23 protein-coding genes are annotated in these 25866 nt (G+C 48.6%); 10 read left to right on the forward strand and 13 right to left on the reverse strand.

Going from position 1 to position 25866, the window contains the following annotated elements; all coding sequences use genetic code 11:
• Positions 1-84: 84 nt before the first annotated feature.
• On the forward strand, positions 85-555 hold the full coding sequence (locus QZ209_RS00260) for a Fur family transcriptional regulator (RefSeq protein WP_294343201.1): 471 nt from the start codon (positions 85-87) through the stop codon (positions 553-555).
• 373 nt (positions 556-928) lie between these two features.
• Here the strand turns inward: QZ209_RS00260 and QZ209_RS00265 are convergent, their stop codons facing one another.
• Entirely contained in the window at positions 929-1603 is a 675-nt protein-coding gene (locus QZ209_RS00265) for a peroxiredoxin (RefSeq protein WP_110023808.1), read from the reverse strand.
• 361 nt (positions 1604-1964) lie between these two features.
• Positions 1965-4715 (reverse strand): pyruvate, phosphate dikinase, encoded by a 2751-nt coding sequence (ppdK, locus tag QZ209_RS00270; RefSeq protein ID WP_294343207.1) that lies wholly within the window; start codon positions 4713-4715, stop codon positions 1965-1967.
• A 210-nt stretch (positions 4716-4925) separates the two neighbouring features.
• On the opposite strand from ppdK, the gene QZ209_RS00275 reads away from it, so the two are divergent.
• Entirely contained in the window at positions 4926-5792 is an 867-nt protein-coding gene (locus tag QZ209_RS00275) for an ABC transporter permease (protein WP_294343210.1), read from the forward strand.
• 58 nt (positions 5793-5850) lie between these two features.
• On the opposite strand, the gene elbB is transcribed toward QZ209_RS00275, so the two are convergent.
• The gene (gene elbB / locus QZ209_RS00280; RefSeq protein WP_294343213.1) at positions 5851-6507 is read right to left on the reverse strand and encodes an isoprenoid biosynthesis glyoxalase ElbB; all 657 of its coding nucleotides are present in this window, start codon (positions 6505-6507) and stop codon (positions 5851-5853) included.
• A gap of 147 nt (positions 6508-6654) precedes the next feature.
• Here elbB and QZ209_RS00285 point away from each other — a divergent pair, with 147 nt between their 5' ends.
• Together QZ209_RS00285 and QZ209_RS00290 are read left to right on the forward strand one after the other, a co-directional pair.
• Positions 6655-7455 (forward strand): NAD-dependent deacylase, encoded by an 801-nt coding sequence (locus tag QZ209_RS00285; protein ID WP_294343214.1) that lies wholly within the window; start codon positions 6655-6657, stop codon positions 7453-7455.
• A gap of 746 nt (positions 7456-8201) precedes the next feature.
• Positions 8202-9245 carry a linear amide C-N hydrolase gene (locus QZ209_RS00290; RefSeq protein ID WP_294343217.1) on the forward strand — a complete coding sequence of 348 codons (1044 nt, stop codon included), beginning with the start codon at positions 8202-8204 and terminating at the stop codon, positions 9243-9245.
• A 157-nt stretch (positions 9246-9402) separates the two neighbouring features.
• Here the strand turns inward: QZ209_RS00290 and QZ209_RS00295 are convergent, their stop codons facing one another.
• Entirely contained in the window at positions 9403-9909 is a 507-nt protein-coding gene (locus QZ209_RS00295; protein ID WP_294343219.1) for an isoprenylcysteine carboxylmethyltransferase family protein, read from the reverse strand.
• A gap of 106 nt (positions 9910-10015) precedes the next feature.
• Here QZ209_RS00295 and QZ209_RS00300 point away from each other — a divergent pair, with 106 nt between their 5' ends.
• Positions 10016-10558, forward strand: coding sequence for a hydrolase (locus tag QZ209_RS00300; RefSeq protein ID WP_294343221.1), 543 nt, complete (start codon positions 10016-10018; stop codon positions 10556-10558).
• 164 nt (positions 10559-10722) lie between these two features.
• Here the strand turns inward: QZ209_RS00300 and QZ209_RS00305 are convergent, their stop codons facing one another.
• The 3 genes from QZ209_RS00305 to QZ209_RS00315 all read right to left on the reverse strand — a co-directional run bounded on the left by QZ209_RS00305 (position 10723) and on the right by QZ209_RS00315 (position 12671).
• The gene (locus QZ209_RS00305; protein ID WP_294343224.1) at positions 10723-10947 is read right to left on the reverse strand and encodes a hypothetical protein; all 225 of its coding nucleotides are present in this window, start codon (positions 10945-10947) and stop codon (positions 10723-10725) included.
• A gap of 64 nt (positions 10948-11011) precedes the next feature.
• Positions 11012-12061 (reverse strand): tetraacyldisaccharide 4'-kinase, encoded by a 1050-nt coding sequence (gene lpxK, locus QZ209_RS00310; protein ID WP_294343226.1) that lies wholly within the window; start codon positions 12059-12061, stop codon positions 11012-11014.
• Positions 12054-12671, reverse strand: a complete 618-nt coding sequence (locus QZ209_RS00315) for a lysophospholipid acyltransferase family protein (RefSeq protein ID WP_294343227.1) — start codon at positions 12669-12671, stop codon at positions 12054-12056. Before QZ209_RS00315 ends, lpxK begins: the two co-directional genes overlap by 8 nt.
• A gap of 264 nt (positions 12672-12935) precedes the next feature.
• Here QZ209_RS00315 and purD point away from each other — a divergent pair, with 264 nt between their 5' ends.
• From purD to trpC, 4 genes are all read left to right on the forward strand, one after another.
• Positions 12936-14216 (forward strand): phosphoribosylamine--glycine ligase, encoded by a 1281-nt coding sequence (purD, locus tag QZ209_RS00320; protein WP_294343230.1) that lies wholly within the window; start codon positions 12936-12938, stop codon positions 14214-14216.
• Between the two features lie 95 nt (positions 14217-14311).
• Positions 14312-14743: a M67 family metallopeptidase gene (locus QZ209_RS00325; protein WP_294343311.1), complete on the forward strand. Its 432-nt coding sequence runs from the start codon at positions 14312-14314 to the stop codon at positions 14741-14743.
• Positions 14744-14803: 60 nt separating this feature from the next.
• Positions 14804-16291 (forward strand): carbamoyl-phosphate synthase large subunit, encoded by a 1488-nt coding sequence (gene carB, locus QZ209_RS00330; protein WP_294343232.1) that lies wholly within the window; start codon positions 14804-14806, stop codon positions 16289-16291.
• Complete coding sequence (gene trpC, locus QZ209_RS00335) at positions 16288-17064, forward strand: indole-3-glycerol phosphate synthase TrpC (protein WP_294343235.1); 777 nt, start codon at positions 16288-16290, stop codon at positions 17062-17064. The genes carB and trpC overlap by 4 nt, the downstream gene beginning before the upstream one ends.
• Here the strand turns inward: trpC and rpe are convergent.
• The 6 genes from rpe to pheA form a co-directional block, all read right to left on the reverse strand.
• Positions 17045-17710, reverse strand: coding sequence for a ribulose-phosphate 3-epimerase (gene rpe / locus QZ209_RS00340; protein WP_294343239.1), 666 nt, complete (start codon positions 17708-17710; stop codon positions 17045-17047). The two genes, trpC and rpe, sit on opposite strands and share 20 nt — an antisense overlap.
• Before the next feature lie 44 nt (positions 17711-17754).
• Positions 17755-19944 (reverse strand): sorting and assembly machinery component 50, encoded by a 2190-nt coding sequence (locus tag QZ209_RS00345; RefSeq protein WP_366515726.1) that lies wholly within the window; start codon positions 19942-19944, stop codon positions 17755-17757.
• A 40-nt stretch (positions 19945-19984) separates the two neighbouring features.
• Positions 19985-20212, reverse strand: coding sequence for a DUF2795 domain-containing protein (locus tag QZ209_RS00350; protein ID WP_294343243.1), 228 nt, complete (start codon positions 20210-20212; stop codon positions 19985-19987).
• A gap of 24 nt (positions 20213-20236) precedes the next feature.
• A complete protein-coding gene (locus QZ209_RS00355) occupies positions 20237-21166 on the reverse strand; it encodes a M23 family metallopeptidase (protein ID WP_294343244.1) in 930 nt (309 codons plus the stop codon).
• 88 nt (positions 21167-21254) lie between these two features.
• Positions 21255-24062, reverse strand: a complete 2808-nt coding sequence (polA, locus tag QZ209_RS00360; protein ID WP_294343246.1) for a DNA polymerase I — start codon at positions 24060-24062, stop codon at positions 21255-21257.
• Entirely contained in the window at positions 24046-24885 is an 840-nt protein-coding gene (gene pheA / locus QZ209_RS00365) for a prephenate dehydratase (RefSeq protein WP_294343247.1), read from the reverse strand. The genes polA and pheA overlap by 17 nt, the downstream gene beginning before the upstream one ends.
• A 186-nt stretch (positions 24886-25071) precedes the next feature.
• Between pheA and QZ209_RS00370 the strand changes: the two genes are divergently transcribed.
• The gene (locus tag QZ209_RS00370) at positions 25072-25824 is read left to right on the forward strand and encodes a YebC/PmpR family DNA-binding transcriptional regulator (protein WP_294343250.1); all 753 of its coding nucleotides are present in this window, start codon (positions 25072-25074) and stop codon (positions 25822-25824) included.
• Positions 25825-25866: the final 42 nt, after the last annotated feature.

Below are 25866 nucleotides of genomic sequence, written 5' to 3' on the forward strand. Positions count from 1 at the left end.
TTCTTTGTTATTTTTTTGTTACTTTAAAAAAGACTGCGGTTGTCCGTTTGTTTTATGGTTGGAGGTGAAATGATGGAAAAATGTATGGAAGTGGAATATACACAAGGATTGGTCGAACAGTTTATCCAACGTTGTAGAGGCCATGGGCTGAAAGTGACTCCACAACGGCTCGCGATATATAAAAAATTGCTCGCTTCGTCGGAGCACCCTTCGGCTGACGCGGTCTATAGGAAAATTGTTCAGGAATATCCAACGATGTCATTCGATACTGTCAACAGGACTCTGTTGACGTTTGCCGATATAGGAGTTATTGATACCGTTGAATCTCATTCAGGGGTGAAGCGCTACGATACGGATATTTTGCCCCATCACCATCTTCATTGTATACGGTGTGGTGCTATCATCGATTTCTGCGACAGTGATCTCGATGCGATAGCCATTCCTGAAAGAATTACCAGAAATTTTACCGTGCTTGGAAAGCGGGTGATTGTAAGGGGGATATGTCCTCATTGTGCAGATGGTTCTGCTGAACATGATGATCATCAGAGTTCCTGATACAGCAAAAGAGGTTTCACGATAGCCAATGAATGGTCCAGAAGACCTGTGAAATAGTTGACAGGGAGAAGGGAGTCACGCCTTACTGGATCCGGCGTCCAGTGGACGTAACAGAAAAGCCGATGTATCTCCTTGCCAAGCTCGAGTGGTAAAAAAAAGAGGCTGTCTCAAAAGCACTGTTTCACGACTATGAGTCACCATTGCATACGTTTCCGGCAGAAAGTCATGCCGCGCTCGATGCGGCATCCATACTGACTTTCATTGAAAGATGGATCCCCGGGTCAAGCCCGAGGATGACTACAGAAAGACTCATTGTAGGGCTAATGAGACAGCCTCTTTGTTTGTTATGGATGCCGGGTCGGCTCATATTTGCTTACTTCTCGAGTTTTTTATGACAGAACCACCAGTCATAGCATTCATACTGTTCGGGCCGCTTTTTGGCATCTTCGACATTATTGGCCGGCGGAATGATGACACGGTCTTTCAGCAGCGCATTGTCCGGCCAGTCTGCAGGAATAGCAACCTTGTTGTTATCCGATGTCTGCAAGGCTTTCACTGCGCGAAGGATTTCATCCATATTTCTGCCGATTTCCTGCGGGTAGTAAAGGACAAGCCTGACTTTTCCTTCAGGGTCGCCGACGAACACTGCGCGGACCGTATTGGTACCTTTACCGGGGTGCAGCATGCCGAGTTGACTCGCGATACGGTCATTGGCTGCTATAATCGGGAACGCAATATCGACATCGAGGTTCTCTTTGATCCATTCCACCCATTTGATATGAGAGAATACCTGATCGACGCTCATACCGATCAGTTTGCATCCGATTTTGTCGAATTCTTCGAACCTCTGCTGGAAAGCGACGAATTCCGTTGTACATACCGGGGTATAATCAGCCGGATGACTGAAAAGGACAAACCATGAACCTTTGAGATCACCGGGGATATTCATTGGCCCATGTGTTGTCTGCACGTTGAGTTCGGGAAAATCATCACCAAGTAACGGCATTGACATCTCAAAATACATGTCGTCATCGAATTGTTGTGACATAGCTTTCTCCTGGATTATGGTTATGTAGGCTGTCAATTGTAACGAACTGCTTCAATATAATGCTTTTTGATATAAATCATAATAATTCTTAATTAATTATGATTCTTTTTTATTGCAGTCCGAAAAAAGAAGGGAGCCGGGGCACCTGGTTGCTTCGATGATTCCGTAATCACAAGGGGAATGAAAACAACATGAACTGATGATAACGGTTCCGGCCGAAAACCGGCTTCCTGGGTCTTTTACGGTGTTTGGCGGTGTCATTCACCAAGAACGATGCTGTTTCGTTCGGTGAACAGGGGTACCACTTGCTATGGCACCAGCTTACGGTTGGTGCCATGCTTCAGGAGTTGAATGCTGGATTTCAGGAACATAATGCAGCCCTGGCTGCAGCAAGCCTTGCAACGGGAATTCGGAAAGGGCTGCATGAAATATAGTTGAGCCCGATAGTATTGCAGAATTCAATGGTTGTAGGGTCACCGCCGTGTTCACCGCAAATACCCAGCTTGAGATCTTTTTTAACACTACGCCCTTCTTTGGCGGAAAGTTTTACCAGAAATCCCACTCCTTCGGTATCGATGGACTCGAAAGGATTTCGTGCAAATATGTCGAGATCCTGATAGGATGGCAGGTATTGCCCCGAGTCGTCACGGCTCATACCTAACCCCATCTGGGTAAGGTCGTTCGTTCCATAACTGAAAAAGTCGGCGGCTTTTGCGATTTCTCCCGAGGTAACGGCTGCTCTGGGTACCTCGATCATCGTTCCGACAAGGTATTGAACACCGGTTTCCTGCTCTGCCATGACGCTTCGGGCGGTTTTATGGATGATTTCACCGGTAACTTCGAGTTCTCTGACGTTTCCCACAAGAGGAACCATGATCTCGGGAATAATGTCGTACCCTTCTTTTTTTATCATACAGGCCGCTTCGATAATCGCACGCACCTGCATTGCGGGGATTTGAGGATGAATGATCCCCAGACGGCATCCGCGTAAACCAAGCATCGGGTTGGCTTCATGCAGATCCTTGATGCGGTTCCTGATCTCATCGAGGGGTTTGCCGATTTTTTTTGCGAGGTCTGCAATTTCTTCATCGTTTGCAGGCAGGAACTCGTGCAGAGGGGGATCGAGAAGTCTTATGGTAACCGGGCGGGATCCCATCGTCTTGAAAAGGCCGTAAAAATCTTCACGCTGAAAAGGCAGCAGCTTTTCCAGTGCTGTTTTTCTTCCGTTCATATCTTCGGCAAGAATCATTTCCCGCATTGCGTCGATTCGGTTTCCACCGAAAAACATATGTTCCGTTCTGCACAACCCGATACCTTCAGCTCCGAGTTTTACAGAAAGTTCCGCCTGATCAGGAAGGTCGGCATTGGCTCTTACCTGTAGTTTGCGGTACTTGTCGGCCCACTGCATGAACTGATCGAAAATTTGCCAGATGGGCGCTTCTTCCGGATCGAGCGTTTTATCGGCGAGAACTTCGATGACTTCGGAATTTCTTGTGGTTATAGTTCCTTCAATAACTTCTCCTGTCGTTCCATCCAGAGAGATGGGATCTCCCTGATGCAAGACGGTATCATGACCGTTAATCCGAAGTATTCCGTTGTTGTAATCGATGTTCAGCGCTCCACATCCCGCAACACAGACCTTACCCATCTGCCTTGCTACAAGTGCGGCATGAGAGGTCATTCCTCCTCGTTCGGTAAGTATTCCTTCGGCAATGGACATTCCCTTGATGTCTTCAGGGGAGGTTTCGATTCTGACCAGAATTACCTGCTCTCCTCGATTTTTGGCGGCCTGAGCATCGACAGCATTGAAGTATATGTTACCGGTTGCCGCTCCTGGCCCTGCGTTGAGACCTATCGCAAGGAGCCTGCCATTATCGATGGCAACCTGTTTTTGCCTGAGATCGAACACAGGACGTAAAAGTTGATTCAGCTGTTCGGGTTCGATGCGTAGAATGGCTTCCTTTTCACCAATCAAGCCTTCCCGGCACATATCGTAGGCAATCCTGATTGCAGCGAGCCCGGTTCTTTTACCGACACGGCACTGCAGCATGAAGAGTTTTCCGTTTTCTATGGTAAACTCGATATCCATCATATCATGGTAATGCTGTTCGAGCCGGGTACGAATACTGTCGAGCTCTCGGTATATTTCAGGGTTTTCCTCTTTCAACTGGATTATTTTCAAAGGAGTTCTGGTACCCGCGACCACATCTTCACCCTGAGCGTTCATCAGATATTCCCCGTAAAATATATTCTCACCGCTTGCGGCATCTCTGGTGAACGCTACGCCTGTTCCGGAAGAATTTCCCATGTTGCCGAAAACCATTGCCTGAACGTTACAGGCGGTACCCCACCAGGAAGGTATATGATTGAGTTTTCTGTAAACTATGGCGCGGTCGTTGTTCCAACTTCCGAATACAGCGCTGATGGCTCCCCGGAGCTGCTCCATGGGGTCTTCGGGGAAACTTTTGCCGGTTTCTTGTTTTATGGCGGTTTTATAGGCGGAAACCACATGTTTCAGATCGTCGGTGTCCAGTTCGGTATCCAGCTTTTTGCCGAGAGCTTGTTTTCTCGCTTCGAGAATTTCCTCGAAAGGATCTTTTTGTTTGCTGTTTGCCGGTTTGAGGCCGAGTACCACATCACCGTACATTTGAACAAAACGGCGGTAACAGTCCCATGCAAACCTTGGATTGCCTGATTTCCGAGCAAGTCCTTCGACGGTGTTATCGTTCAGACCCAGGTTCAGAATGGTATCCATCATGCCGGGCATGGAAGCCCTGGAGCCGGAGCGGACAGATAAAAGGAGCGGGTTATTCGTATCGCCGAATTTTTTCCCAAGCTGTTCCTCTATTGTATGCAGGGCTTTCGGGATATCGGTTTCGAACAATCCGTCGGGGTAGGTTTTCTGGTTGTCGTAGTAATGGGTACATACCTCCGTGGAAATAGTGAATCCAGGAGGAACAGGGAGGCCGATATTTGCCATTTCGGCAAGATTCGCTCCTTTACCGCCAAGGAGATTTTTCATCGAAGCATCACCATCTGCGCTTCCACCTGAAAAATTGTAAATATACTGCTTATCGGAACCCTGAAGGGTGTTTGATCGGGGATTTGGCATGTTTTTGGTATGAAAATTGAGTTGAACCGGGAAACAAAAACTCGATAAATGATCTATGTCAAAAAGACGAAGATGCTTATTTTGAACCGCGTTCCGTCAGATAAATGTAATAAAAAATTTACTCCAGCCATCTACCTATCGGAAACCCGGATACGATAGGAAAATCGGTGAAAAGATCATTTTTGGGGTGCTAAGCAACACTTTTGTAACATGGAATCCGAATTGGTCCTTTTTCTTCTGCAGGTATTGCGTATCTCGGTACCGTATGTGCTGACATCTGTTGGTGCCGTGTTTTCAGAAAGGGGTGGTGTTATCAACCTCGCTCTTGAAGGGCTCATTCTTGCGGGAGCGTTCGGGGCAGCGGTAGGGCAGCACTTTTCCGGTTCCGCAGTTACAGGAGTTATCGCCGGTCTTCTTGCCGGTCTTCTCGTTGCGTTACTTCACGCTTTCATCACCGTGACTCTCAAAGTCAACCAGATAGTGACCGGGATTGCGATCAACATACTTGTCATAGGGGCGACACGTTTCGGATTGAGTACTCTTTTCGGTAGTTCTCTTAATTCAGAACGTATCGATGGATTTGCGATTTCTTCTGTCCTTGTTGATCCTATATTTCTGGGTGCGGTAGCTGTTGTCGCTATCGGTCATATATTACTTTTTAAAACACCTTTCGGGCTCAGGCTTCGCTCTGCCGGAGAAAGTGCCGAAGCGGTGGATGCAGCAGGAGTAAACGTCGATCTGATGCGATATTCCGGGGTCCTGATTTCCGGTGTACTGGCAGCTCTTGCCGGTGTCTTCCTTGCGTTTCAACAGCACAGCTTCACCGATAACATGTCTGCGGGCAGGGGATATATAGCGCTTGCGGCAATGATCATCGGGAAATGGACTCCTATAGGTGCGGCTCTTGCAAGCTTTTTGTTTGCCGGTGCGGAATCCCTCGAAATGTGGTTGCAAACTGGTTGGATCCCATCACAGCTTGTTCAGGCTTTACCATACGTTCTTACATTGTTGGTACTTGCCGGTTTTGTCGGAAAATCGCGAGCACCCCGTGAAGTCGGGGTACCGTATGAGAAATGAGAATCAAGTCAAAAGTCAAAGGGTAAGTGTCAAAAGGAAATTAACTCGTCGCTGCTTCTCAGGCTAAGGCTACTACTGCGTTGACCAGTTTCTCGATGCCTTTTGCTACCTCCTTGATTGTCGGACCGAGCATGTAGGCGGGTGTACTGATTACCTTTCCGTCGTTGCTGGCGTGTATGTTGAAAACCTGGCAATTGACATGAGTCGCTCCTACCGCTTCGATATTGGATGCACTTGCTTTGTCGGTGCCGATCGTTACTTCCACGTTCTCTTTTCCGAGAACCTTGGCGGCGATGACGGGAGCGATGCAGATGAAGCCGAGCGGTTTGCCTGTTTCATAGAACGATCGAACGGCATCGGCAACCTCCGGCAGTACGGTAAAATCGGCTCCTTTGAACGCATAGTCCGACAGGTTCTTTGCGGCCCCGAACCCACCTGGCAGGATAAGGGCATCGAGGTTCAGCGAATGGATATCCTTGAGATTTTTGATATCCCCTCTGGCAATACGTGCGGACTCGATGAGCACGTTGCGGGTCTCACCCGTCATTTCCTCGCCGGTTGCATGATCGATGACGTGATGCTGGTTGATGTCCGGGGCGATACAGATTGCCTGTGCACCGGCAACGTCGATGGCGAGAAGTGTCAGAACGGCTTCGTGGATTTCCGAACCATCCATTACGCCGCAGCCTGATAACAGAACACCTATTTTTTTCATGATTGTTTGGGGTTCATTTTAGAGGAAATACGAGACAATCGCCGCAATGATATTGTAGATGATAAAACCCCAAAAAAGGAGCAGCAGTAGTTTGATATTCATGGTCATCTACAGAAATGATCGGTTCACATTGTAATCTGATTACCGATGAGCGACATCGAGGATCATTGTACGATGTTAAAAAAAATCGGCAAGATTGCGAAATTACCTGTGGCTGCAATTGGAAAATCAGTAACACTATTGCTCCATCCCATGAAAACAATTGAACAAAGAGATTTTTCGAACATCGTTTTTTTTACCGGTGCAGGCATGTCGGCAGAGAGCGGTGTACCGATCTACCGTGGAAAGGGGGGAATCTGGGGGTCATACAGTATAGAGGAATACGCCTGTCAGGAGGCATTTGAACGGAATCCCGAAAAGGTTCTCGCTTTTCATGAAAAGCGCCGCAGCTCGGTGCTTGATTGTACGCCTCACGACGGTCACAGGGTTATTGCCGATATGTCCTGTGCCAGGGTAGTGACACAGAATATCGACGGTATGCATCAGCGTGCCGGTTCGAAAGAGGTTATCGAACTGCATGGCAGTCTCTGGCGTCTACGCTGCCAGAGCTGCGGTTTCAGGAAAGAGGATTTCGGAGAAAAGTTCGAGACGAACCGGTGTGATTGCGGGGACTGGCTCAGGCCCGATATCGTCTGGTTCGGAGACATGCTCGATGCGGTTGTCATGAGCAAGGCTTCCCAAGCCATCGGTAACTGTGATCTCTTTATCAGCATCGGTACATCGGGGACTGTTTGGCCCGCGGCACGATATCCCGACCTTGCAAAAAAGTCCGGTGCTTACTGCATAGAAATAAACCCCGAACCGTCCGGGGATATTGCCTATGACAGGGTTGTCGAGGGAGCCGCAGGGGAGGTGTTGCCGGAGTTGTTCGGTGTTTCGCGCCGATAAATCTGTTACGTCTTTCGGTAGTTGCGTTGAACGGTGCTCGGAATCCTCACGTACTCACGTGTACGCTCCGGTTCTTGCGCTCCGTTCGCCCTGCTCTCGAAAAGCTCACGACGATTTGTCGAAGCGAAAAGCTGGCTGAACAGTTATTGAACACTTTTGAGAAAAAGGCAGGTGACAAGTTTGGGTATACGATGAGTTTCTCTTTCATGTAGTCCTCTTGCCTGACTTCTCCCTTTCTCGGCGTGCCATCCCCGGACCGGGCTTCACCTTCTCTCTTCGAGTCATCCTCGTGTAAGCGGAGCGCGGCCCGGGGATCCATGAGCGTCCCTGTTTTTCACTATGGATGCCGCATCGAGTGCGGCATGACTTCGAGGGGATTGGACGCCGGATCACTCTGTATAGTGAAACAAAGAGTATTACACTGGACGGCTCGATTACGGGATGCATAGCCCGAAACTTTTTTGCCTGCAAAAAGCTTTTTGAGTATACAGTGGTCGATCATGTTGTTTTTTTGTGCCCTGGCGGCACTGTTCTTGCCCGCATCTTCCCTTTCGTTTCAAGTAGAAAAAGTATCCGGCAGTTTCCAGTAGTGCCTATGAGTGTTGATCCGCCAGGTTTCATTCTTATTCGAGGTATCCAGTGATGAACAAGCCGTTGTATTGATGGCTGTTTCGAGTAGAGGACCGGTTGAAACCGGTATTCTTTGTAACTGGCTGCATAACACTTTTCTCGAAGGAGGTTGAACAATGTGTACCAATTTCTCAATTCCTGTCAGCGGAGAGCAACCTGTCCATCTTGTCTCCGCCCGCACCATGGATTTCGGTATTCTTTTTAAGACGGTTCTGAAGAAGTTCGCGGTTGGAGACTCCTTTCCCGATGGTCCACATGCCATTATTCATCCGCTGAAATGGAAGGCGAAGTACGGTTTCATCGGTGCCGTGGCGGAACTACCGGTTATAAGTGCTGACGTGCCGTTACCCAGTGTCAGCGATGGTATGAACAGTGCCGGTCTCAGCGTTGCGACCTTGTGGCTTCCCGGATCGGAGTACCCACGAGCCACGGGTACCGAAGACAACCGTATCTGGGTATCCGATTTCCCCTCCTGGGCATTGGGGAATTTCGCGACAGTGAGGGATCTGAACGCGGCTATGGATGGCGGAGCGGTTCAAATCGAGGGTGTCCCGTTTCTGCAAAACAAAACTCCGCTACACTTCATGGTACAGGACCAAACTGGTGACTGTCTTGTTATCGAATTTCACAGCGGTGAGGTAGTCAAGACGCTCACGGATGATGGATTGCTCACCAACGCACCTTTTTACGGCGAACAGCTGGAGAATCTGAATCAGGAGAAGTATGAAAAGCTGACTCCCCGGAATACGGAGTATCAGTACGGTCAGGAAACCAACGGTAGTGGCATGCTCGGTCTGCCCGGAGATGCCACGCCTCCGTCACGCTTCGTGCGGGCAGCTAAAATGTGCCTCTCGGTATATCGGCCGGAACCGGGGAACGAACAGCAAAACATCAGCTTTGCCTGGCAACTGCTGCAGACCATATGGGTCCCTTGTGGTACCATCACAGAGATGGATCACCCCGAAAAGATGTCCGATTTTACGCAATGGGCGGTCATTCGCGACTACACAAAGAAGCAGTACTACTTCTACAGTTACTTGAATCCGACACTGCATAAAATCGACCTGCAAAAACTGGATTTCAGCAGGTCGAGTGATGTTGAAGTACCAATAATCTGTCAAGATGACTGGTGCGTTGACGCAACGACGAAGCTCACTTGAATGCAGCAAGCAGTGGAACTCCAAACCACGCACTGTGACATGGATGTGTTGATTTCACGGTGCAGGGTGGACGATGGTTTACAGAATAACCCGGTTCGAAGATTTCAGAATTACGGGTATCGCTGTCGGTATGGGAGAGCAGGTATTCTGATGCATCTCAATAAATGAAGGGGATGAACTTCTTCACACCTCGCGCATACTCCTTGTACTCGGGATGTCGCTGTGTGAGCCATCGTTCTTCTTTTGCAGCCTTGAACGAGAAGAAAAAAAATGCAAAAACAAAGAGGAGAAAATGTGACAGGCTCATAGCGTAACATGACCAGCCGAAACCGATAAACAACTGACTGCTGTACAGGGGGTGGCGCACGAATGAGTATACTCCCGTCCGAACGAGTTGATTATGATCGACAGGATAGGGAAGCGGGGTGATATATTGTTTGAGATTGTGTGACCCGAGTCCTCCAAAGAGCAGCGCGGTCGCTCCGCAAACGATCAGGACTGCCGTGCGAGGAATTGTAAGGCATTCCTCGAATTCTGCAATTCCGAAAGGTTGCCAGACAGGAGTCATGATGAAGATACCTATTATCAGAAACTGGATGACGACAAGGTATTCTCCTTTGGTGCCCCGGAGAAATGAGTTTGTTCCCGATTTTTCATAGTTCATAAGTGACTGAAAATAATTGTCTTAATTGTTACGTTTTTGTAGTTTTGTTTGGCATGAAACCAGCGCTGCCTTAAAAATACTCTAACAGTCTTAACGTTTTCGGTTCATGATTTCTTCGCAAGATACTGTTTTACTGATCATCGATGTGCAGGGAAAACTGGCACAGATCGTTTACGAGTCTGCAGCTGTTGAACAAAATATTTCGAAACTGGTCAGGGCGGCAAAGATTCTCGGTGTGCCGGTGCTCTATACCGAACAGTACCCGAAAGGGCTCGGACATACGGTGGCTCCGCTTGAAAAACTGTTGGCGGAAGAAGATCCGTTCGAAAAAATCGCGTTCAGCTGCTGTGCCGATGAAGGTTTTATGGAAGCTCTCAGGAAGCTGAAAAGAAACGAAGTGCTTGTCACCGGAATGGAAACCCATGTGTGTGTCTATCAGACGGCCAACGAGTTGATAGAATACGGCTACAACGTTCATCTGATCACCGATGCGGTTTCTTCAAGGACGAAAGAAAACCGGGATTTGGGGATACACTGCATCGAAAATGCAGGAGCTTTTCTGAAAAGCACGGAGATGGTGATTTTTGAGCTGCTGCGTGTAGCGAAGGGTGATGCATTCAAGGCGATAGCGAAGATAATCAAGGAATGACCGGCCGGTTCGACGGTTCTCTTTCCGTGTCATCCCCGGACAGGGCTTCACTTTCTCTCTTCTTGTCATCCTCGGGCAAGCGGAGCGTGATCCGGGGATCCATGAGCGTCCCTGTTTTTCACTATGGATGCCGCATCGAGTGCGGCATGACTCCTTTCTCCCAGTCATTCTCCAACATGGCCCCCTCTCCCGGTCATCCTCGGGCTTGACCCGTGGATCCATCTTTCAATGAATGCCACCATGGATGCCGCATCAAGTGCGGCATGACTTTCGTGGGGGATTGGATGCCACTTCACGTCCAGCTTGACTCCTTTCGCCCAGTCATTCTCCAGCATGGCTCTCCTCCCTCTGTCATCCTCGGGCAAATGAAGTGCGACCCGGGGATCCATGGGTTTTCCTGTTTCTCTCCATGAATGGAATGCCGGATCTCTTCCGGTATTTCGGGATCTTCGGCTAAAGATTTTGAGAAACAACCTTGTCGAGCATTTGTTCGAGAATTTTTTTTCCTTCGATGACTTCGATTGAGACTGGAAGATAGAAACAAGAAACCCGGGACAAGGTTTCCAGCACAGGTTGATTTGATTGCAGGCGGAAGTAGTCTTTTTCGGTGGTGACAATCGAGAGGTTCTCATCGATTGACCGTTCGACGAGAGTTTTTATGCTTGCAAGCGGGAAGTCCGCGTGGTCGGGAAAAAACGCCTTTGACACGACTTTTATACCACGTTGCTCCAGCGAAGCAATGAATCCTTCAGGCTGTCCTATGCCTGCTAATGCAATCGCTTTCTCCGGCACCGAGTTACCGGGTCCTGCAAAGTGTACCGGTTCGCCGGGACGGACGCTGGTCATGACCAGCGGTTTACCGGTAAGCGATACCTTTTTCGCGAGGTGAGCCGCCTTGATTTGGTCGGTAACCTTGCCGAGCACAAGGAGATCGGCACGGTCGAGATTTTTACGAGGTTCTCTCAGACGACCGGCAGGTATGAGCCGGTCATTGAAAAAAGGTGCCGTACTGTTGATGATAACGATATCGAGATCACGATCGAGCTGCCGGTGCTGAAAACCGTCATCGAGCACAAGGACATCGGGGAGATTGCCGGCGAAGTGTTCGGCAATGAAATCAGCGCCTTCTATTCTTTTTTCGGCAACCACCACAATTGTTTCCGGATTGTTGTGTGCGAGCATCGCACATTCATCGCCGGCTTCACGGCTTCCGAGAAATACTTGCCGGCCATCGGAAACCATGGTGACGCCTTTTGTACTTCTTTTGTAGCCTCGTGAGAGAACAGCCGGTGTCAACCCCTTTCGGGTGAAATACTTGACCACAAAATCGACCAATGGGGTTTTACCGGTTCCTCCCATACTGATATTGCCTATCGAAACCACCGGTACTGCAGCTTTATGACTATGAAAAACGCCAAGGTCGAACAGCCTGTTACGGGTAAAGATAACGGCACCGTAGACCAGAGCCGCCGGTGAAAGCAGCGTGTTCAGAACGTTAGTCATCAGCCAAGCTCTTTGACAGTTGATGTTCGAATGTTTTCAGTTCTTCCTGATTCTTGAATTCGGGGACTTCGATGTTGTGAATCGTGACATAGATCCGGCTGAACGGGAACGGAATTTCAAAACGGTCCCAGCTTTTAAGCTGAAAGCCTTTACTGTAACGGATGGCGGCAAAAATGATCGGGACCCGCTCTGCCGAGGCAAGGCGGAGTGTTCCGTACTTGAATGCCTGACGTGGCCCGCGTGGTCCGTCCGGGGTAATTGCGATAATGCCATTGTTCGCCAGTTCCGTGAGCATGGCTTTTTTTACCTCGTTGCTTCCCTTCGAACTCGATCCCCGTATCAGGGTAAAACCAAGTTTTTCAAGGGTGCGTGAAAGGATTTCACCGTCTTTTGAAAGGCTGACAACCGCATGTATGGTCTTATCGGGGAAAAGATGTTGGGCAAGCAGCCATCCATAGATCATTTTGCCGTGCCAGAATGCAAAAATCCTCTTTCCTGTTTGATCGAATATTTCCTGCCGGGGATTTATGACAGTGAGGCGGAGTGTCGAAACCAGGAGTTTCAACACTCCGGGCAGGATCAGTCCGGAAAGAGAAGGGAGTAAAGGCATGCCACATGAAAGGTTGATTTGTTGGCAGTCCCTACGGGTAGGGATAGACAGCTTTCAGCAATGTACCAAAAGTCTTCTGATTTTTTGATTCTCCATATCTTCTCTACCTATGTCTTCGGTGTAATTGTCTTTCAATGGGCGGTTTGTGTCGCCTGCTGGGGATTTTTTTGTTTGTTTTTTTCACCGCCTGCGTTATATAGTTGGTTTGTATGAAGTGAAGGGTTACCGCAACAATCCCGGTACATTGGGTGCAAACCATTTTTTATGAAAGTACTGATAGTCGGTGGAGGGGGCAGGGAGCACGCCCTTGCTTGGGCTATTGCTCGCAGTGAAAAAGTGTCGAAAGTCTACGTCGCTCCGGGAAACGGTGGGACAGCAACAATGGGGGGTAACGTTGAGAACGTCGCTCTCGGCTCAACCGATGTCGAGGGTTTGTTGCGGTTCGCTGTCGGAGAGTCGATTGATTTAACGGTTGTCGGGCCGGAGCAGCCTCTCGAAGCGGGTATCGTGGATCTGTTCACCGAAGCAGGGAAAAAAGTGTTCGGTCCGACGAGATACGCGGCACAGCTCGAAACCAGCAAGGTTTTTGCAAAGGATTTCATGAGCCGTAACAACATCCCAACGGCCTCCTACGAGGTTTTCAGGGAGTATGATTCCGCAAAAGATTTTCTTGAGAAAACAACGGTGTTTCCCCAGGTTATAAAGGCCAGCGGCCTTGCTGCAGGAAAGGGGGTTATTGTTGCCGAAACTCGTGCTGATGCCCTGCAAGCCATCGATGATTTGTTTGAAAAAAGGATTTTCGGCGGAGCTGCCGATGAGGTCGTTATCGAATCCTTTTTAGCCGGTCAGGAGGCTAGTGTGTTTGTCTTGACCGATGGAACCCAATACCGTTTCTTTTTACCTTCACAGGATCACAAGCGGATCGGGGATGGTGATACGGGCAAAAACACCGGTGGCATGGGGGCATATGCGCCTGCACCTCTTGTCAGTCAAGAGGTGATGAAAAAGGTAGAGGAGCGCGTGATCGTTCCAACCCTGGAAGGGATGCGGGATGAGGGGACACCATATACAGGCTTTCTTTATATCGGGCTTATGATCGATAACGGCGAACCTTCGGTAGTGGAGTTTAATGCCCGTCTCGGTGATCCCGAAGCCCAAGTTGTACTTCCGCTGATGCAGGATGGGCTGTTTGAAGCTCTCGAGGCCAGCCTCGGCGGCAGTCTGGGTGAGATTGCTTTTGAGATGAAACCGCTGTCTGCGACGACGGTTGTTCTTGCATCCGAAGGGTATCCCGGAAGTTACGAAACAGGAAAAGTGATCGAAATAGATCCCGAACTTCAGGCGCTTGACAACGTGATGGTATTTCACGCAGGCACAGTGCTTGAAGACGGAAAACTCAAGACTTCCGGAGGTAGAGTCCTGTCGGTGACCGCTGTTGCGCCGGCACTTGGAGAAAGCATCGCTCTTGCATACAGTGCGTTGAGTGGCGTTGCTTTCGACGGCTGTTATTACCGTCGGGATATCGGTGCGAAAGCACGTGCTTGATGGTGGATTTACCTGTTGGTTTATTTCGGCAGGTAGAATTAATTATCAACGTATACAATACACGCTACATAGAGAGCATAATTCGAAACGTCAGGATGCAGTTACCCCGTCGCCAGTTCGAGATAATACAGGAACATGCACTGAGAGATATACCCTACGAGTGCTGCGGTCTGCTTGCGGGTAGACGGAAACCGAACCACAAGGGTGAATACGAAAATTTGGTTTTTGAGATAGCACCATGTGCCAATGTGCTTTACAATGGCAGGGAGCATGGATTCGAGATTTCCTATTCCGAGTATCTCGATGTCGAGCGTGAGGCGGAAGGGCTCGGGCTGGAAATTGTCGGATCATATCATTCTCATATCGGTTCGCCGGCGATTCCTTCAAACAACGATGTGAATTTTGCAAGACCGGGCCACTCGATGATCATCCTTTCAGTACAAAACATGCAACCGTCTGCCGTAACGTCCTGGTACCGTCGTGAAGAAGGTGGTTTTCACCAGGAAGCTATAAGGGTGATAGAGTAGCGACATTTTTTTTTACATTACCTTCGTTCATCGTCAGAAACGCATAAAACCGGAAGAAAAGTGCCAAAGCGGGAAGATATCAAGTCGATTTTAGTCATAGGTGCCGGTCCGATTGTTATCGGCCAGGCATGTGAATTCGATTATTCAGGCACACAGGCCTGTCGGGCCCTCAAGGAGGATGGTTACCGGGTAATTCTGGTAAACAGCAACCCGGCAACCATCATGACCGATATAGAGTTCGCGGACAGCACCTATATCGAACCGATCACTCCTGAATATGTTCGCAAGATTATCGAGAAAGAAAAGCCGGATGCTTTGCTGCCCACCATGGGAGGTCAGACAGCTTTGAACACGGCTGTAAGTCTTGCCGAAAGTGGCGTACTCGAGCGGAACGGGGTCGAGCTTATCGGGGCGAAGCTCAGGGCGATAAGAAAAGCCGAAAACCGGGAGTTTTTCAGTGATGCCATGAAGAAGCTCGGCCTTGAAATGGCTAAAGGCTTTTTTGTCCGTAACGAAAAGGAGGCGAAAGAAGCGCTTGAAGAGATTGGGCTGCCAATTGTCATACGGCCTTCGTTCACTCTCGGTGGAACCGGTGGAGGGTTTGCGGAAACCAAGTCCGATTACTACGATGCAGTCAGGCGTGGTATTGCGGAAAGTCCTATCGGCGAGGTGCTGGTCGAGGAGTGTCTTATTGGCTGGAAAGAGTTTGAGCTCGAAGTGATACGCGATCTTGCCGATAACGTCATTATTGTTTGTTCAATCGAGAATGTTGATCCCATGGGGGTTCATACCGGCGACAGTATTACGGTAGCTCCTGCCCAGACTCTTTCGGACCGACAGTATCAGACTCTCAGGGACGCATCGATAAAGATTATCCGTGAAATTGGGGTCGAAACCGGTGGCAGTAACATTCAGTTTGCCATAAATCCGGAAAACGGCAGGGTTGTTGTTATCGAAATGAATCCGAGGGTATCGCGCAGTTCCGCTCTTGCGTCAAAAGCGACAGGATTTCCTATCGCCAAGGTTGCAGCGAAACTTGCGGTCGGTTATACACTCGATGAGATTCAGAACGATATTACAAAATCGACCCCTGCGAGCTTTGAACCGGTGATCGATTACTGTGTCGTAAAAGTGCCAAGATGGGATTTTGAGAAGTTCAAGAACGTTGATTCAAGGCTCGGTGTGCAGATGAAGTCTGTAGGAGAGGTCATGGCTTTCGGGAGGAATTTCCGTGAAGCTCTTCAAAAGTCTCTACGTGGGCTCGAAATCGGGCGGGCCGGTCTTGGAAGCGATGGAAAGGATATCATGAATGTTGTTGATATGACGCAGCAGCAGAAAAAATTTGCCAAAGAAGACCTCCTGGAAAAGATCAAGTTGCCGAAAGCTGACAGGATGTTTTATCTTCGCTACGCTTTTCAGGCAGGTGCTACCGTTGATGAGATCTATAACTCGACAGGTATAGACCCCTGGTTTCTGGACAATATCCGCCAGATTGTCGATTTCGAGAGCGAACTGAGGGATATCGCCGATCCAGCCAATTTTTCATGACGACATACCTCACAAAAATACTCGAGCACAAGGCGGGTGAGGTCGATGTTTTAAAACAACAAAGGCTTGCTGCGCGCTATCATACTGTGGAAAAAGATCTTCCTCCCGCTCGAGGTTTCAAGGCGGCGCTGCAGAACAGTCATGGAGGAATCCACCTGATTGCGGAAGTGAAGAAAGCATCGCCTTCCAGGGGCGTCATGGTTGAAGACTTTCAGCCGCTCGAAATAGCAAGGCGATATGTGGAAATAGGGGCTTCGGCTTTTTCCGTTCTTACCGACCGTAATTTTTTTCAGGGAGCCAACGAGTACTTGCTGCAAGTAAGCGCAGCCTTTGATCTTCCTGTTCTGCGCAAGGATTTTCTCATCGACGAGTCACAGATTTACGAGGCTCGCCTGATAGGGGCCGATGCGGTTTTGCTAATCGTTGCTGCACTCGATCCTCTAAAGCTCAGAGACTACCTGCAGCTTGCCGAAGGCATTGGTCTCGATGCTCTTGTGGAAGTGCATGATCATACAGAGCTGGATTGTGCGCTCGAAGCCGGAGCGGCTGTTATCGGGATCAACAATCGGAACCTTAACGATTTCACTGTCTGTCTCGACACATCACTTCGCCTCAGGCCTTCTATTCCGCAAGGCGTCGTCGCCGTTGCGGAAAGCGGCCTGAAGCGTGCTTCGGATGTCCTCACGATGCAGGATGCATCATTCGATGCCGTCCTGATCGGTGAAGGATTGCTGGGTCGGGAACTTCAGCGATTCACCTGGAAGCGGACTTGATTTTTTCCGCAGCTTCCGCCGGATTTTCAGCCTTGAAGAATGCTGTGCCGGCGATCAGTGCGTCCGCTCCTGCCGTTACGAGATCCTGGGCGTTGTCTACGGTTACACCTCCGTCAACGGCGATAATCATCTCCGGGTTGAGCTTGTTGCGCATGGTATGGAGCTTTTCTACCTTCCCCAAGGATGATGGGATGAACTTCTGACCACCGAATCCGGGGTTGACCGACATCAGTAAAACAAGGTCGAGGTCGGGCAGTATCGATTCAAGGGTCGATACCGGTGTGCCGGGATTTATCGACACTCCAGCTTTTGCTCCGAGACTTTTGATGAGCTGTACACTTCTGTGCAGGTGAGGACAGGTTTCCTGGTGAACCGTTATCTGATGTGAGCCGGCACTGATAAAATCGGGGATATACGAATCGGGGTCGGAAATCATCAGATGGGTATCGATTGTGAGATCCGAACATTCTGCAATCGCTTTTATGATAAATGGACCGAACGTTATATTCGGTACGAAATGTCCGTCCATGACATCGCAATGGAGCCAGTCTGCGCCTGCTTTTTCGGCGATTTCAATCGAGGCTGCGAGTTTCGTGAAGTCTGCAGACAGAATGGATGGTGCCAGAAGTGTGTTTTTTTGCTGCATGATGGTACAAAGAATAACTGATAAAAGGTTCTTGAGCAGTATTATTAAAATGGTTCGCCGATCCCGAAATTGAACGTGAAGTCTCCGGGGTTCCAATCGGAGAGCTGCCAGGGTTCAGTTTGTGTAGGATCGTAAAGTTTATAGGCAAAATCGAAACGGAAGGGGCCGATCGGCGACCCCACACGCAGGCCTATACCCGCATCCCATGCGATATCCTTATAGAGAGACTCGAGTGTCAGGGCATAAGGGCCGTTTCTGTCCCATATGTTTCCTACATCGGTAAAAAAGGCGATACCGGATGGTTGACCGAAAAGTTTAAAGAATTTCAGGCGATATTCAAGGTTTGTTTCGATTTTTATATCCGCTCCAAGCGTTGCGGTAGCCTCGCTTTTGTTGCCGCCCGGTCCCAGGGTATTGAATGCCCATCCTCTCATGCTATTGGGCCCGCCTGCATAGAATCGGCGTTCGTCAGGTGTAGCGTCGGCTTTACCATAGGGAGCCATTGCGCCAAGGAAAACCCTACCGGCAATTTGCTGCTGTTCGGTGATGTTTTGGGTGAAGGTGAACTGGCCGCTTGCTTTGAGAAACTGAGAATATGGTGTCCCGAAAATCTGCGGTTCGTCATTTGTGAATCCTGTGTAACTTTTCGTGTCTATGTATTCATCGATAAGATAAACAAGACCTCCGACTTCTTCGAGAGTGATATTCCAGGTATAAACAGTTTCGTTTGTCTCACGTAACGGGTCGTTCTGGTTCGAGTGGAAATATTGTAGACGAAAGGTTTGATTGAGGTTGGTTTGCAGCAGGCTGTCCAGACTGTTGTCGACAGCAACCGGGTCAGCTGGGTCAACACCGATATTTTCGGCAAGATCGGTTTTGAAAAGCTCTTTGAACCCATCGAGTGAATCCTTTTTCACCAGTTCGAGTTCGAAGAAATCAAAATTCAATCGGGATTTTTTTGAGAGTTGTGCGTTATAGCTCAATCGAAAAAGCCCTTTCTGATTATCGAGAAGGATCGGTAGACGGGATCGCGAGTATTCAAGGGTTCCGGCATACATGTTCCCGGGATTTTTCAGCTCGGGTTTGGCTACGTTTGCTGAAAATGCAAACTCATAGGGCCTGTACTTTGCATAGAGGCTTTCGTCAAGGTTGTCCAACAAATCGTTCGATGTGCTGAGCTGCATCCCGAAATCAGTGGTGACTTTCAGGTTTTCCGCTCCCCCGAAGAGATTTTTATTTTCGTATCCTACTGAAGCACCTGCAAAAAGGCTTCCATAACGATTGTCAAGATAGATTTTTGGTTCAATCAGATGCTTCGGTTTCGGTTCCAAATGAATCGATGTATACAGTTTGCCTTCGCGAACCGAATCTTTTCGTATGAACACCGAAGAAAAGACATTTGTCGAGCCGAAATTCTGCAACGTTTTTCTTTCCAGAGAAAGACTGGTGGTATCTCCAGGTCGATAGGTTGTATAATTCGTGATCAGCTCGGATGAAATGTCCTGCCTGCCGTGTTGCACGATATCGATACTGTCCTGCCGAATATTCTTCGGTTGTGGCGTTACCGCTGCAGTATCTTTCGCGAGCGGATCGTGAACAACGACCTGAAGGGAGCCGTATTCGAGTACTTTTGGAAGTGAGATATTCGTCTGTAGGCCGGCAAGCAAACCGGTTGTATCCACTTGTATGCGGATACTGTCTTCATGCATGAAAGCATAGCCGTATTCCTTGAAGAAATCAACCGTTCGGTCACGTTCTTCAATGAGGTGATCGACTGTGAAAACGGAGTCGCGCTCGAGTTTACTCTCCTCGAGATACTTCTTCCTCAAAGGTACTGTTATGTTGTCGAGCCCTTTATATCTGACGGTATCGATTCTGGCTGGGGATTTTTCTTCAATGAGGATGCTCAGTTCGACTCTGTTTTTTTTTTCATCGGTTTTCACCGATGCGTCGACAGTCGCTTCAAAAAAGCCCTTGAAGGTGTAGAGCTTTTTTATCAGGGCTATATCGCGGTCGAACACCTCCTGATTGAAGGTGTCTTTTTTTGACGTGGAAATGATTTCGAGGATCTCTTCCTTGCTCAGAGACCGGTTGCCGGTTATGGATATTTTTTTTACGGTAACCGGTTGATCAGCCGGCTCAGTCCGGTCCTGCTTCTGTGCGACGCACGATGGGGTCGGGAGTGCTTGGACGGCAATCGAAAGAATCAGAAATGCGGTGCATAGCCGAAAGATTTTTTTATGTAGAAAAATAACACGCGTCGTATTTATCTCCCTAATTTATAGGCTCTTCATCTCCATAACAAAAGTCTTCATCGGTAGGGTAGTCGGGCCAGATCTCTTCGAGACTTTCATACAGTTCATCGCTTTCCGGCAGATCGTTCAGGTTATCGATGACGGCCTGGGGGGCTCCGGTGCGATTTGCGAAATCGATCAATTCTTCTTTTGTTGCAGGCCATGGGGCATCGGCAATATATCTTGCCAGGTCCAGGTTCCAGAACATATGATATCGGGTATTAATTCAGAATTATGAGTTACTGTTGCTTTGCTTCGAGGCAGGTTTCGCTGTCAGGAAACTCTCCGGTGCGAACGTATCGAAAAAATAAGCGGATGGATTTATCTTCCGGTTGTTTTTATGCACTTCATAATGCAAGTGTGGACCGGTTGAAATACCTGTGTTGCCTGAAAGAGCTATAACATCACCCCGTGTTACTTTCTGACCTTTTTTAACCAGCGACTTTGACAGATGTGCATAGACGGTTTTGTAGCCGAATCCGTGGTCGATCACGACTTTCCTGCCGTAACCGAAGTTATAGCCTGTATACTGAACGACTCCATTTCCCGGAGCATATACTTTCGTTCCTGAAGGGGCGGAGAAATCGATGCCGTCGTGGTGTATACGCCTTTTGTAAATAGGGTGTTGACGCATGCCGAATCCACTCGTGATGCGGCCGCTGATAGGTTTCAGGGCAGGGATCGATGCGAAAAGCTCCTGATTTTTGACCCAGGTATCCTGAATCTTTTTATGGCTGCTTTTCTGCTGTGCAATTTTAAGACTGAGCTTGTCTATTTTTTTTTCCGTCATCGCGAAAAGGTGGGTCGATGACTCTTTACCGGCAAAAATGTCTGCTGTTCGGCTTCCGCCGGTACCCATTTTCTTTTCTTCTTCGGGTATCAATGGGAGGTTGACGGCAAGGCGTAATTGATGATCGGAATCGGACAGTGATTCAATTTCTTCTTCGAGTCTGGAAATCTGCTTTTGAAGTGTTATGAGCGATTCGTTATCGGAAGGATGAATGGAAGAGGATGTGGAGCTGTTGTTACGAAAGGCGAAGGACGCTGCCGTAATTGAAACAATGGAAACGATAAAAATCCCTGTGAGCAGCAATGCGAGAACGTGCAGCGGCATAAACCGTCCGTCTTCTGTGAGATAGTAGAAGCGTTTCCTGGAAAACATCTGTCTCCTGTGCTTGGAATGTGCAGGGAACTGTTTGAAATTTCGAAAATATAAAAAAAGTTTTTCGATCGGCAATACTTCTCCGCTGTCAGTGTGCGTCGAGCCAATTTTTCCCGATTCCGATTTCAACCTCGACAGGTACGTTCGAAAGTCCGCATATTTTGGCTGCTGTTACCATGCAATCCGTTACTATTGTCGAGAGCGGCTTTTTCTCATCAGGTGCTGTTTCAAAAACGAGTTCATCATGAACCTGAAGGAGCATCGAGGATTGCATGCCGTTGTCACGAAGCTTTTCCGCCGTGAGGCTCATTGCACATTTGATGATATCGGCCGCGGTTCCCTGAATGGGAGTGTTCATAGCGGCCCTTTCGGCTGCCATTCGAATGTTCCTGTTTTTACTGCGCAGGTCGGTAATATATCTTCTGCGTCCGATCAACGTCGTAACATACCCTTTTTCAGTTGCGTCGCTGATGATTTTCTGGAGTGCGTCAAACAGGCCAGGGTATTTCGACTTGTACGTTTCGATGATGGTTTTCGCCTCTTTTTGGGTGATATTGAGTCTTTGTGCAAGGCCGTATGGCTGAATACCGTAGAGGACACCGAAATTGACTTCTTTGGCTTTTCGCCTCATGTCATCGGTTATGGTTTCCGTTTCGAAAATCGCTTTTGCCGTTGCCGAGTGAACGTCCTCCCCCTGTTCGAAGGCGGATATAAGGTGGGGATCTTGTGAGATTTCAGCTGCAATGCGAAGCTCTATCTGTGAATAGTCGGCTGAAAGCAGATAATCGCTTTTTTCGGAGGCTATGAAGGCTTTGCGAATCTCTTTACCCAGTGTTGTGCGGATCGGAATATTCTGCAGGTTGGGATTCGAAGATGACAGTCTGCCGGTTGCGGTAATATGCTGGTTGAAAGAGGTGTGCAGCCTTCCTGTTTTCAGGCAAAGCATTCTGGGAAGAGCCTCGATGTAAGTGGTTTTGAGTTTCTGAAGACTACGGTACTCCAGAATATCTTTCGCGACAGGATGGAGCAGTGACAGTTCTTCGAGCACTCTCATATCGGTTGAGTAACCTGTTTTTGTCGTTTTTTTTGCAGGTAGTCCGAGAACGTTGAACAGGATATTGCCAAGCTGTTTGGGCGAATCGATGTTGAAACCGAGGCCGGCTGTTTCGTAGATCCTTCCTTTGAGATCCTCTATCTGTCGGTTAACGGTTTCTGCAGTTCGTTTCAGTTGGTCGGTATCGAGGGCGATTCCTTTGAACTCCATATCTGCGAGTACTTCGACAAGCGGGAATTCTATATCATGGCACAGATTGAAAAGTTCGGTATTTTCACCGAGAATTTTCTCCTGGTGTTGCTGGAGTCGAAGCGCGATATCTGCGTCCTGACAAGCATAGGCGGTGAGTTTGTCGATGGGAACATCATGAATGGGTATGGCTTTTTTCCCTGAGCCTGTCAGCTCGCTGTACGTTGTGGTACGGTATCCGAGATATCTATCGGCAAGATCGTCAAGATTGTGTTTTTCTTCCGGATCGATGACGTAACTTGCGAGCATGGTATCGAATCCTACAGGAGAAAGGCGTACACCATAGTTTTTTAGAACAAGCATATCGTACTTGAGATTTTGGCCATTTTTGACAATGGCCTGGTTTTCAAGTACTTCCTTGAGTATGTCGAGGACCGTTTCAGGGCTCAGTCCTTTTGGTGTACAATGGATGAAGTATGCTTCTTGCGGTTTCCAGCTTACCGATATTCCCACAAGCTCGGCTTCAAGGGTGTTCAGGCTGGTTGTTTCGGTATCGATGGCAAAACCGGTCAGTGCCGAGAGTTTTTTTTCGAGGTTACGCACTCCTTTTTCATCGCCAATGAGATGATAGGCTACATTTTCAGACGTAGCGGTCTCGGGTTTCGTTGGGTCGGTGTTACCGTGTCGAGGCGGCTGGAGGCCTGGGAAGATTTGTGGAATCCTCGCTGCAATGCTTTTCATTTCCAGCTTGTCAAGCAGGTTGAAAAGTTTCGAGCTATCAGGCTCTTCACTTTCAAGGTCGAGCAGTGTCGTGTCGAGAGGGAGGTCCGTCCTGATCGTAACGAGGTCCTCGATCAGTTTCCGTTGGGTATCGAATGCTTCAAGACTTTTGCGTGATTTCGGAGGAAGCTCGTCAAGATGGTCGAAAACGTTTTCAAGGCTGCCGTATGTATTGAGGAGTTTCGATGCTGTTTTCGGGCCGATTCCTTTTGCGCCGGGAATATTGTCCGAACTGTCACCGGTCAACGCCAGAAGATCGGTGAAGCGTTCCGGCGAAACACCGAACTGCTCCATTATTTCTCCGGTACCGAGAAGCATCAGTTCATTTTGTTTTTTACCGGGTTTGAGAATTTTTACTCCGTCATGAACAAGCTGTGCAAGGTCCTTGTCAGGTGTGACGATATATACGGTGCAGTCCTGCTCGAATTTTCTCGCTGCGCTTCCTATGAGGTCATCAGCTTCATAGCCCGGTTGCTTGAGAACCGGAATCCGCATTGCTTCGACAAGCTTGAAAATCAGATCCAACTGTGCGATGAGATCCTCTGGGGGTGCTGGACGATTCGCTTTGTAGGGTTCATAGAGTTCATGCCGGAACGTTTTTTCAGCACTGTCGAAAGCGACGGCAAGGTAGTGCGGTTTGTAGGTTTCGTAGATTTTCAACAATGTTACGAAAAAACCATACGTTGCACCTGTCGGAATGCCCTCTTTTGTTGTCATTCCGGTTCGCTGCAGTGCAAAGAAAGACCGATAGACCAGCGCCATGCCATCGAGCAGAAAGAGAGACGGTTTATCCCCGGTGTGTTCAGGCTGCTTTTTGTTCGAGGCTGTGCTCATATCGAATGTCAATTGACCGGAATTATTCAACGACGCCATAGCTTCCCAGGACTTTAACCATTGTCGCAAATTCCCTGAGGTGTGTCAGGGCGTTATGAATTACAGGATCGCTCTCATGCCCTATGAAATCCACATAGAAGAAGTACTCGAAAGCTTTCATTCTCGAAGGGCGCGATTCGATTTTTGTCATGTCGATATCCCTTAACGCCAGTGTCGCCATCGCCCTGAACAGTGAACCTTGTTCGTTCGGAAGGGTGAAAACGATCGAGGTTTTCTGTCTGGTTGTATCCGGCTTGTTTTTAAGGTCGAGGTCAGACGTGTGTTCTTCATGGGTGATACAAAAAAAACGGGTGATGTTCCAGTCCTCGTCAGCGAGGTTATCTTTGAATATTTTCAGGCCGTAGAGTTCAGCCGCTCTTTTTGATGCGATGGCAAACCGAGCCGGATTACCTTCATCAGCGATGATTTTGGCACTGCCTGCGGTATCGTACGCTACTTCAGGCATGAGATTTTTATGGGCAGCGAAAAAGTTACGGCACTGGGAAAGAGCCTGCGGGTGCGAGAGAACGTTGCCGTTCGCTTCGACAGATGCTGTCGGTAGACCGAGCAGGCAATGTTCAACCTTTACGAATGTTTCGGCTGCGATCCGGACAGGGTGCTGCATCAGCAGATCGTAATTATGGTGAATGCTTCCTCCGAGAGAGTTTTCTATCGGAATGACCGCGCAAGAAACTTTTCTCTCTTCAACCGCATGAAACGCTTTGTCGAACGTTTCGAATGGGGTGGGATCGCCGAAGCGAAGTGCGGCTATTTCACTGTATGCGCCGGGTTCTCCCTGGTATGCGACCAGCCGGTTTGTCATTATTTTATCTTGTGATTAATTTTAGTAAGCTGAACTTGGTATGACACTAGGGTACCTTGAACGGTATTCGTACCTGTCCGAAAAACGATATGATACTTTTCGGATTGGGTGATCAGCTTAGGTTAAAGAAAATAAATCTATTATCATAAACGGTTATTTTCCTGTTTCAATTAGCACGTATTCATTATGTCTGGACACAGTAAATGGTCGACGATTAAAAGAAAGAAGGCCGCAACAGATCAGAAAAGAGGTAATTTATTCACCAAGCTGGTGCGTGAGATCACCATTGCGGCGAAAACCGGCGGTGGAGATCCGGGAGGCAATCCCCGGCTGCGCCTTGCTATCGATACTGCAAAGGCCAATTCAATGCCTCATGAGAATATTCAGCGGGCTATCAAGAAAGGTACCGGAGAGCTCGATGGGGCAGTTTATGAAGAAATAACCTATGAGGGTTATGGCCCGGGCGGTATTGCTATCATCATTGAAACCGCTACGGATAACCGCAACAGGACTGTTGCCGACATCAGACATGCGATAAATCGTCATAATGGTTCGCTCGGTGAAAACGGAAGCGTCAGCTGGATGTTTCAGAGAAAAGGCAGTATTGACGTTGCCAAGGCTGCGGCGAACGAGGAGATGCTTATGGAGGTGCTTCTCGATGCCGGTCTCGAAGAACTTGACTGTGATGATGAGAATTATTGCAACGTGATTGTCGACGTAAAGGATCTCGAATCTGCAAAACAGGCGCTGGACCAGGCCGGTATTGCCTATGACAATGCGAAGATGGATATGATTCCGGATAATTTCGTTGAACCGGAACCTGATGAAACCGTCAAAGCCATGAAGCTTATCGATGCACTTGAAAACTGTGATGATGTTCAGGCGGTTTACAGTAATCTTGAGATCAGTGAGCAGGCAATGAACAGTCTCGACTCCTGAAAAACGAGAGGGTGAACATTCAGCACTACTTGTCCGGCTTAC

It is taken from the genome of Prosthecochloris sp., assembly GCA_015482705.2.
Lineage (GTDB): Bacteria > Bacteroidota > Chlorobiia > Chlorobiales > Chlorobiaceae > Prosthecochloris.

Coding starts and splice junctions, on each gene's coding strand:
- QZ209_RS00315 (WP_294343227.1), bottom strand. CDS start 12,671: ATGCCTTTACTCCCTTCTCTTTCCGGACTGATCCTGCCCGGAGTGTTG.
- QZ209_RS00295 (WP_294343219.1), bottom strand. CDS start 9,909: ATGAACTATGAAAAATCGGGAACAAACTCATTTCTCCGGGGCACCAAA.
- QZ209_RS00290 (WP_294343217.1), top strand. CDS start 8,202: ATGTGTACCAATTTCTCAATTCCTGTCAGCGGAGAGCAACCTGTCCAT.
- polA (WP_294343246.1), bottom strand. CDS start 24,062: ATGGCGTCGTTGAATAATTCCGGTCAATTGACATTCGATATGAGCACA.
- QZ209_RS00265 (WP_110023808.1), bottom strand. CDS start 1,603: ATGTCACAACAATTCGATGACGACATGTATTTTGAGATGTCAATGCCG.
- purD (WP_294343230.1), top strand. CDS start 12,936: ATGAAAGTACTGATAGTCGGTGGAGGGGGCAGGGAGCACGCCCTTGCT.
- QZ209_RS00350 (WP_294343243.1), bottom strand. CDS start 20,212: ATGTTCTGGAACCTGGACCTGGCAAGATATATTGCCGATGCCCCATGG.
- ppdK (WP_294343207.1), bottom strand. CDS start 4,715: ATGCCAAATCCCCGATCAAACACCCTTCAGGGTTCCGATAAGCAGTAT.
- rpe (WP_294343239.1), bottom strand. CDS start 17,710: ATGCAGCAAAAAAACACACTTCTGGCACCATCCATTCTGTCTGCAGAC.
- lpxK (WP_294343226.1), bottom strand. CDS start 12,061: ATGACTAACGTTCTGAACACGCTGCTTTCACCGGCGGCTCTGGTCTAC.
- QZ209_RS00370 (WP_294343250.1), top strand. CDS start 25,072: ATGTCTGGACACAGTAAATGGTCGACGATTAAAAGAAAGAAGGCCGCA.
- elbB (WP_294343213.1), bottom strand. CDS start 6,507: ATGAAAAAAATAGGTGTTCTGTTATCAGGCTGCGGCGTAATGGATGGT.
- QZ209_RS00260 (WP_294343201.1), top strand. CDS start 85: ATGGAAGTGGAATATACACAAGGATTGGTCGAACAGTTTATCCAACGT.
- QZ209_RS00325 (WP_294343311.1), top strand. CDS start 14,312: ATGCAGTTACCCCGTCGCCAGTTCGAGATAATACAGGAACATGCACTG.
- trpC (WP_294343235.1), top strand. CDS start 16,288: ATGACGACATACCTCACAAAAATACTCGAGCACAAGGCGGGTGAGGTC.
- QZ209_RS00285 (WP_294343214.1), top strand. CDS start 6,655: ATGAGCGACATCGAGGATCATTGTACGATGTTAAAAAAAATCGGCAAG.
- QZ209_RS00305 (WP_294343224.1), bottom strand. CDS start 10,947: ATGGATCCCCGGGTCGCACTTCATTTGCCCGAGGATGACAGAGGGAGG.
- QZ209_RS00355 (WP_294343244.1), bottom strand. CDS start 21,166: ATGTTTTCCAGGAAACGCTTCTACTATCTCACAGAAGACGGACGGTTT.
- QZ209_RS00300 (WP_294343221.1), top strand. CDS start 10,016: ATGATTTCTTCGCAAGATACTGTTTTACTGATCATCGATGTGCAGGGA.
- pheA (WP_294343247.1), bottom strand. CDS start 24,885: ATGACAAACCGGCTGGTCGCATACCAGGGAGAACCCGGCGCATACAGT.
- QZ209_RS00275 (WP_294343210.1), top strand. CDS start 4,926: ATGGAATCCGAATTGGTCCTTTTTCTTCTGCAGGTATTGCGTATCTCG.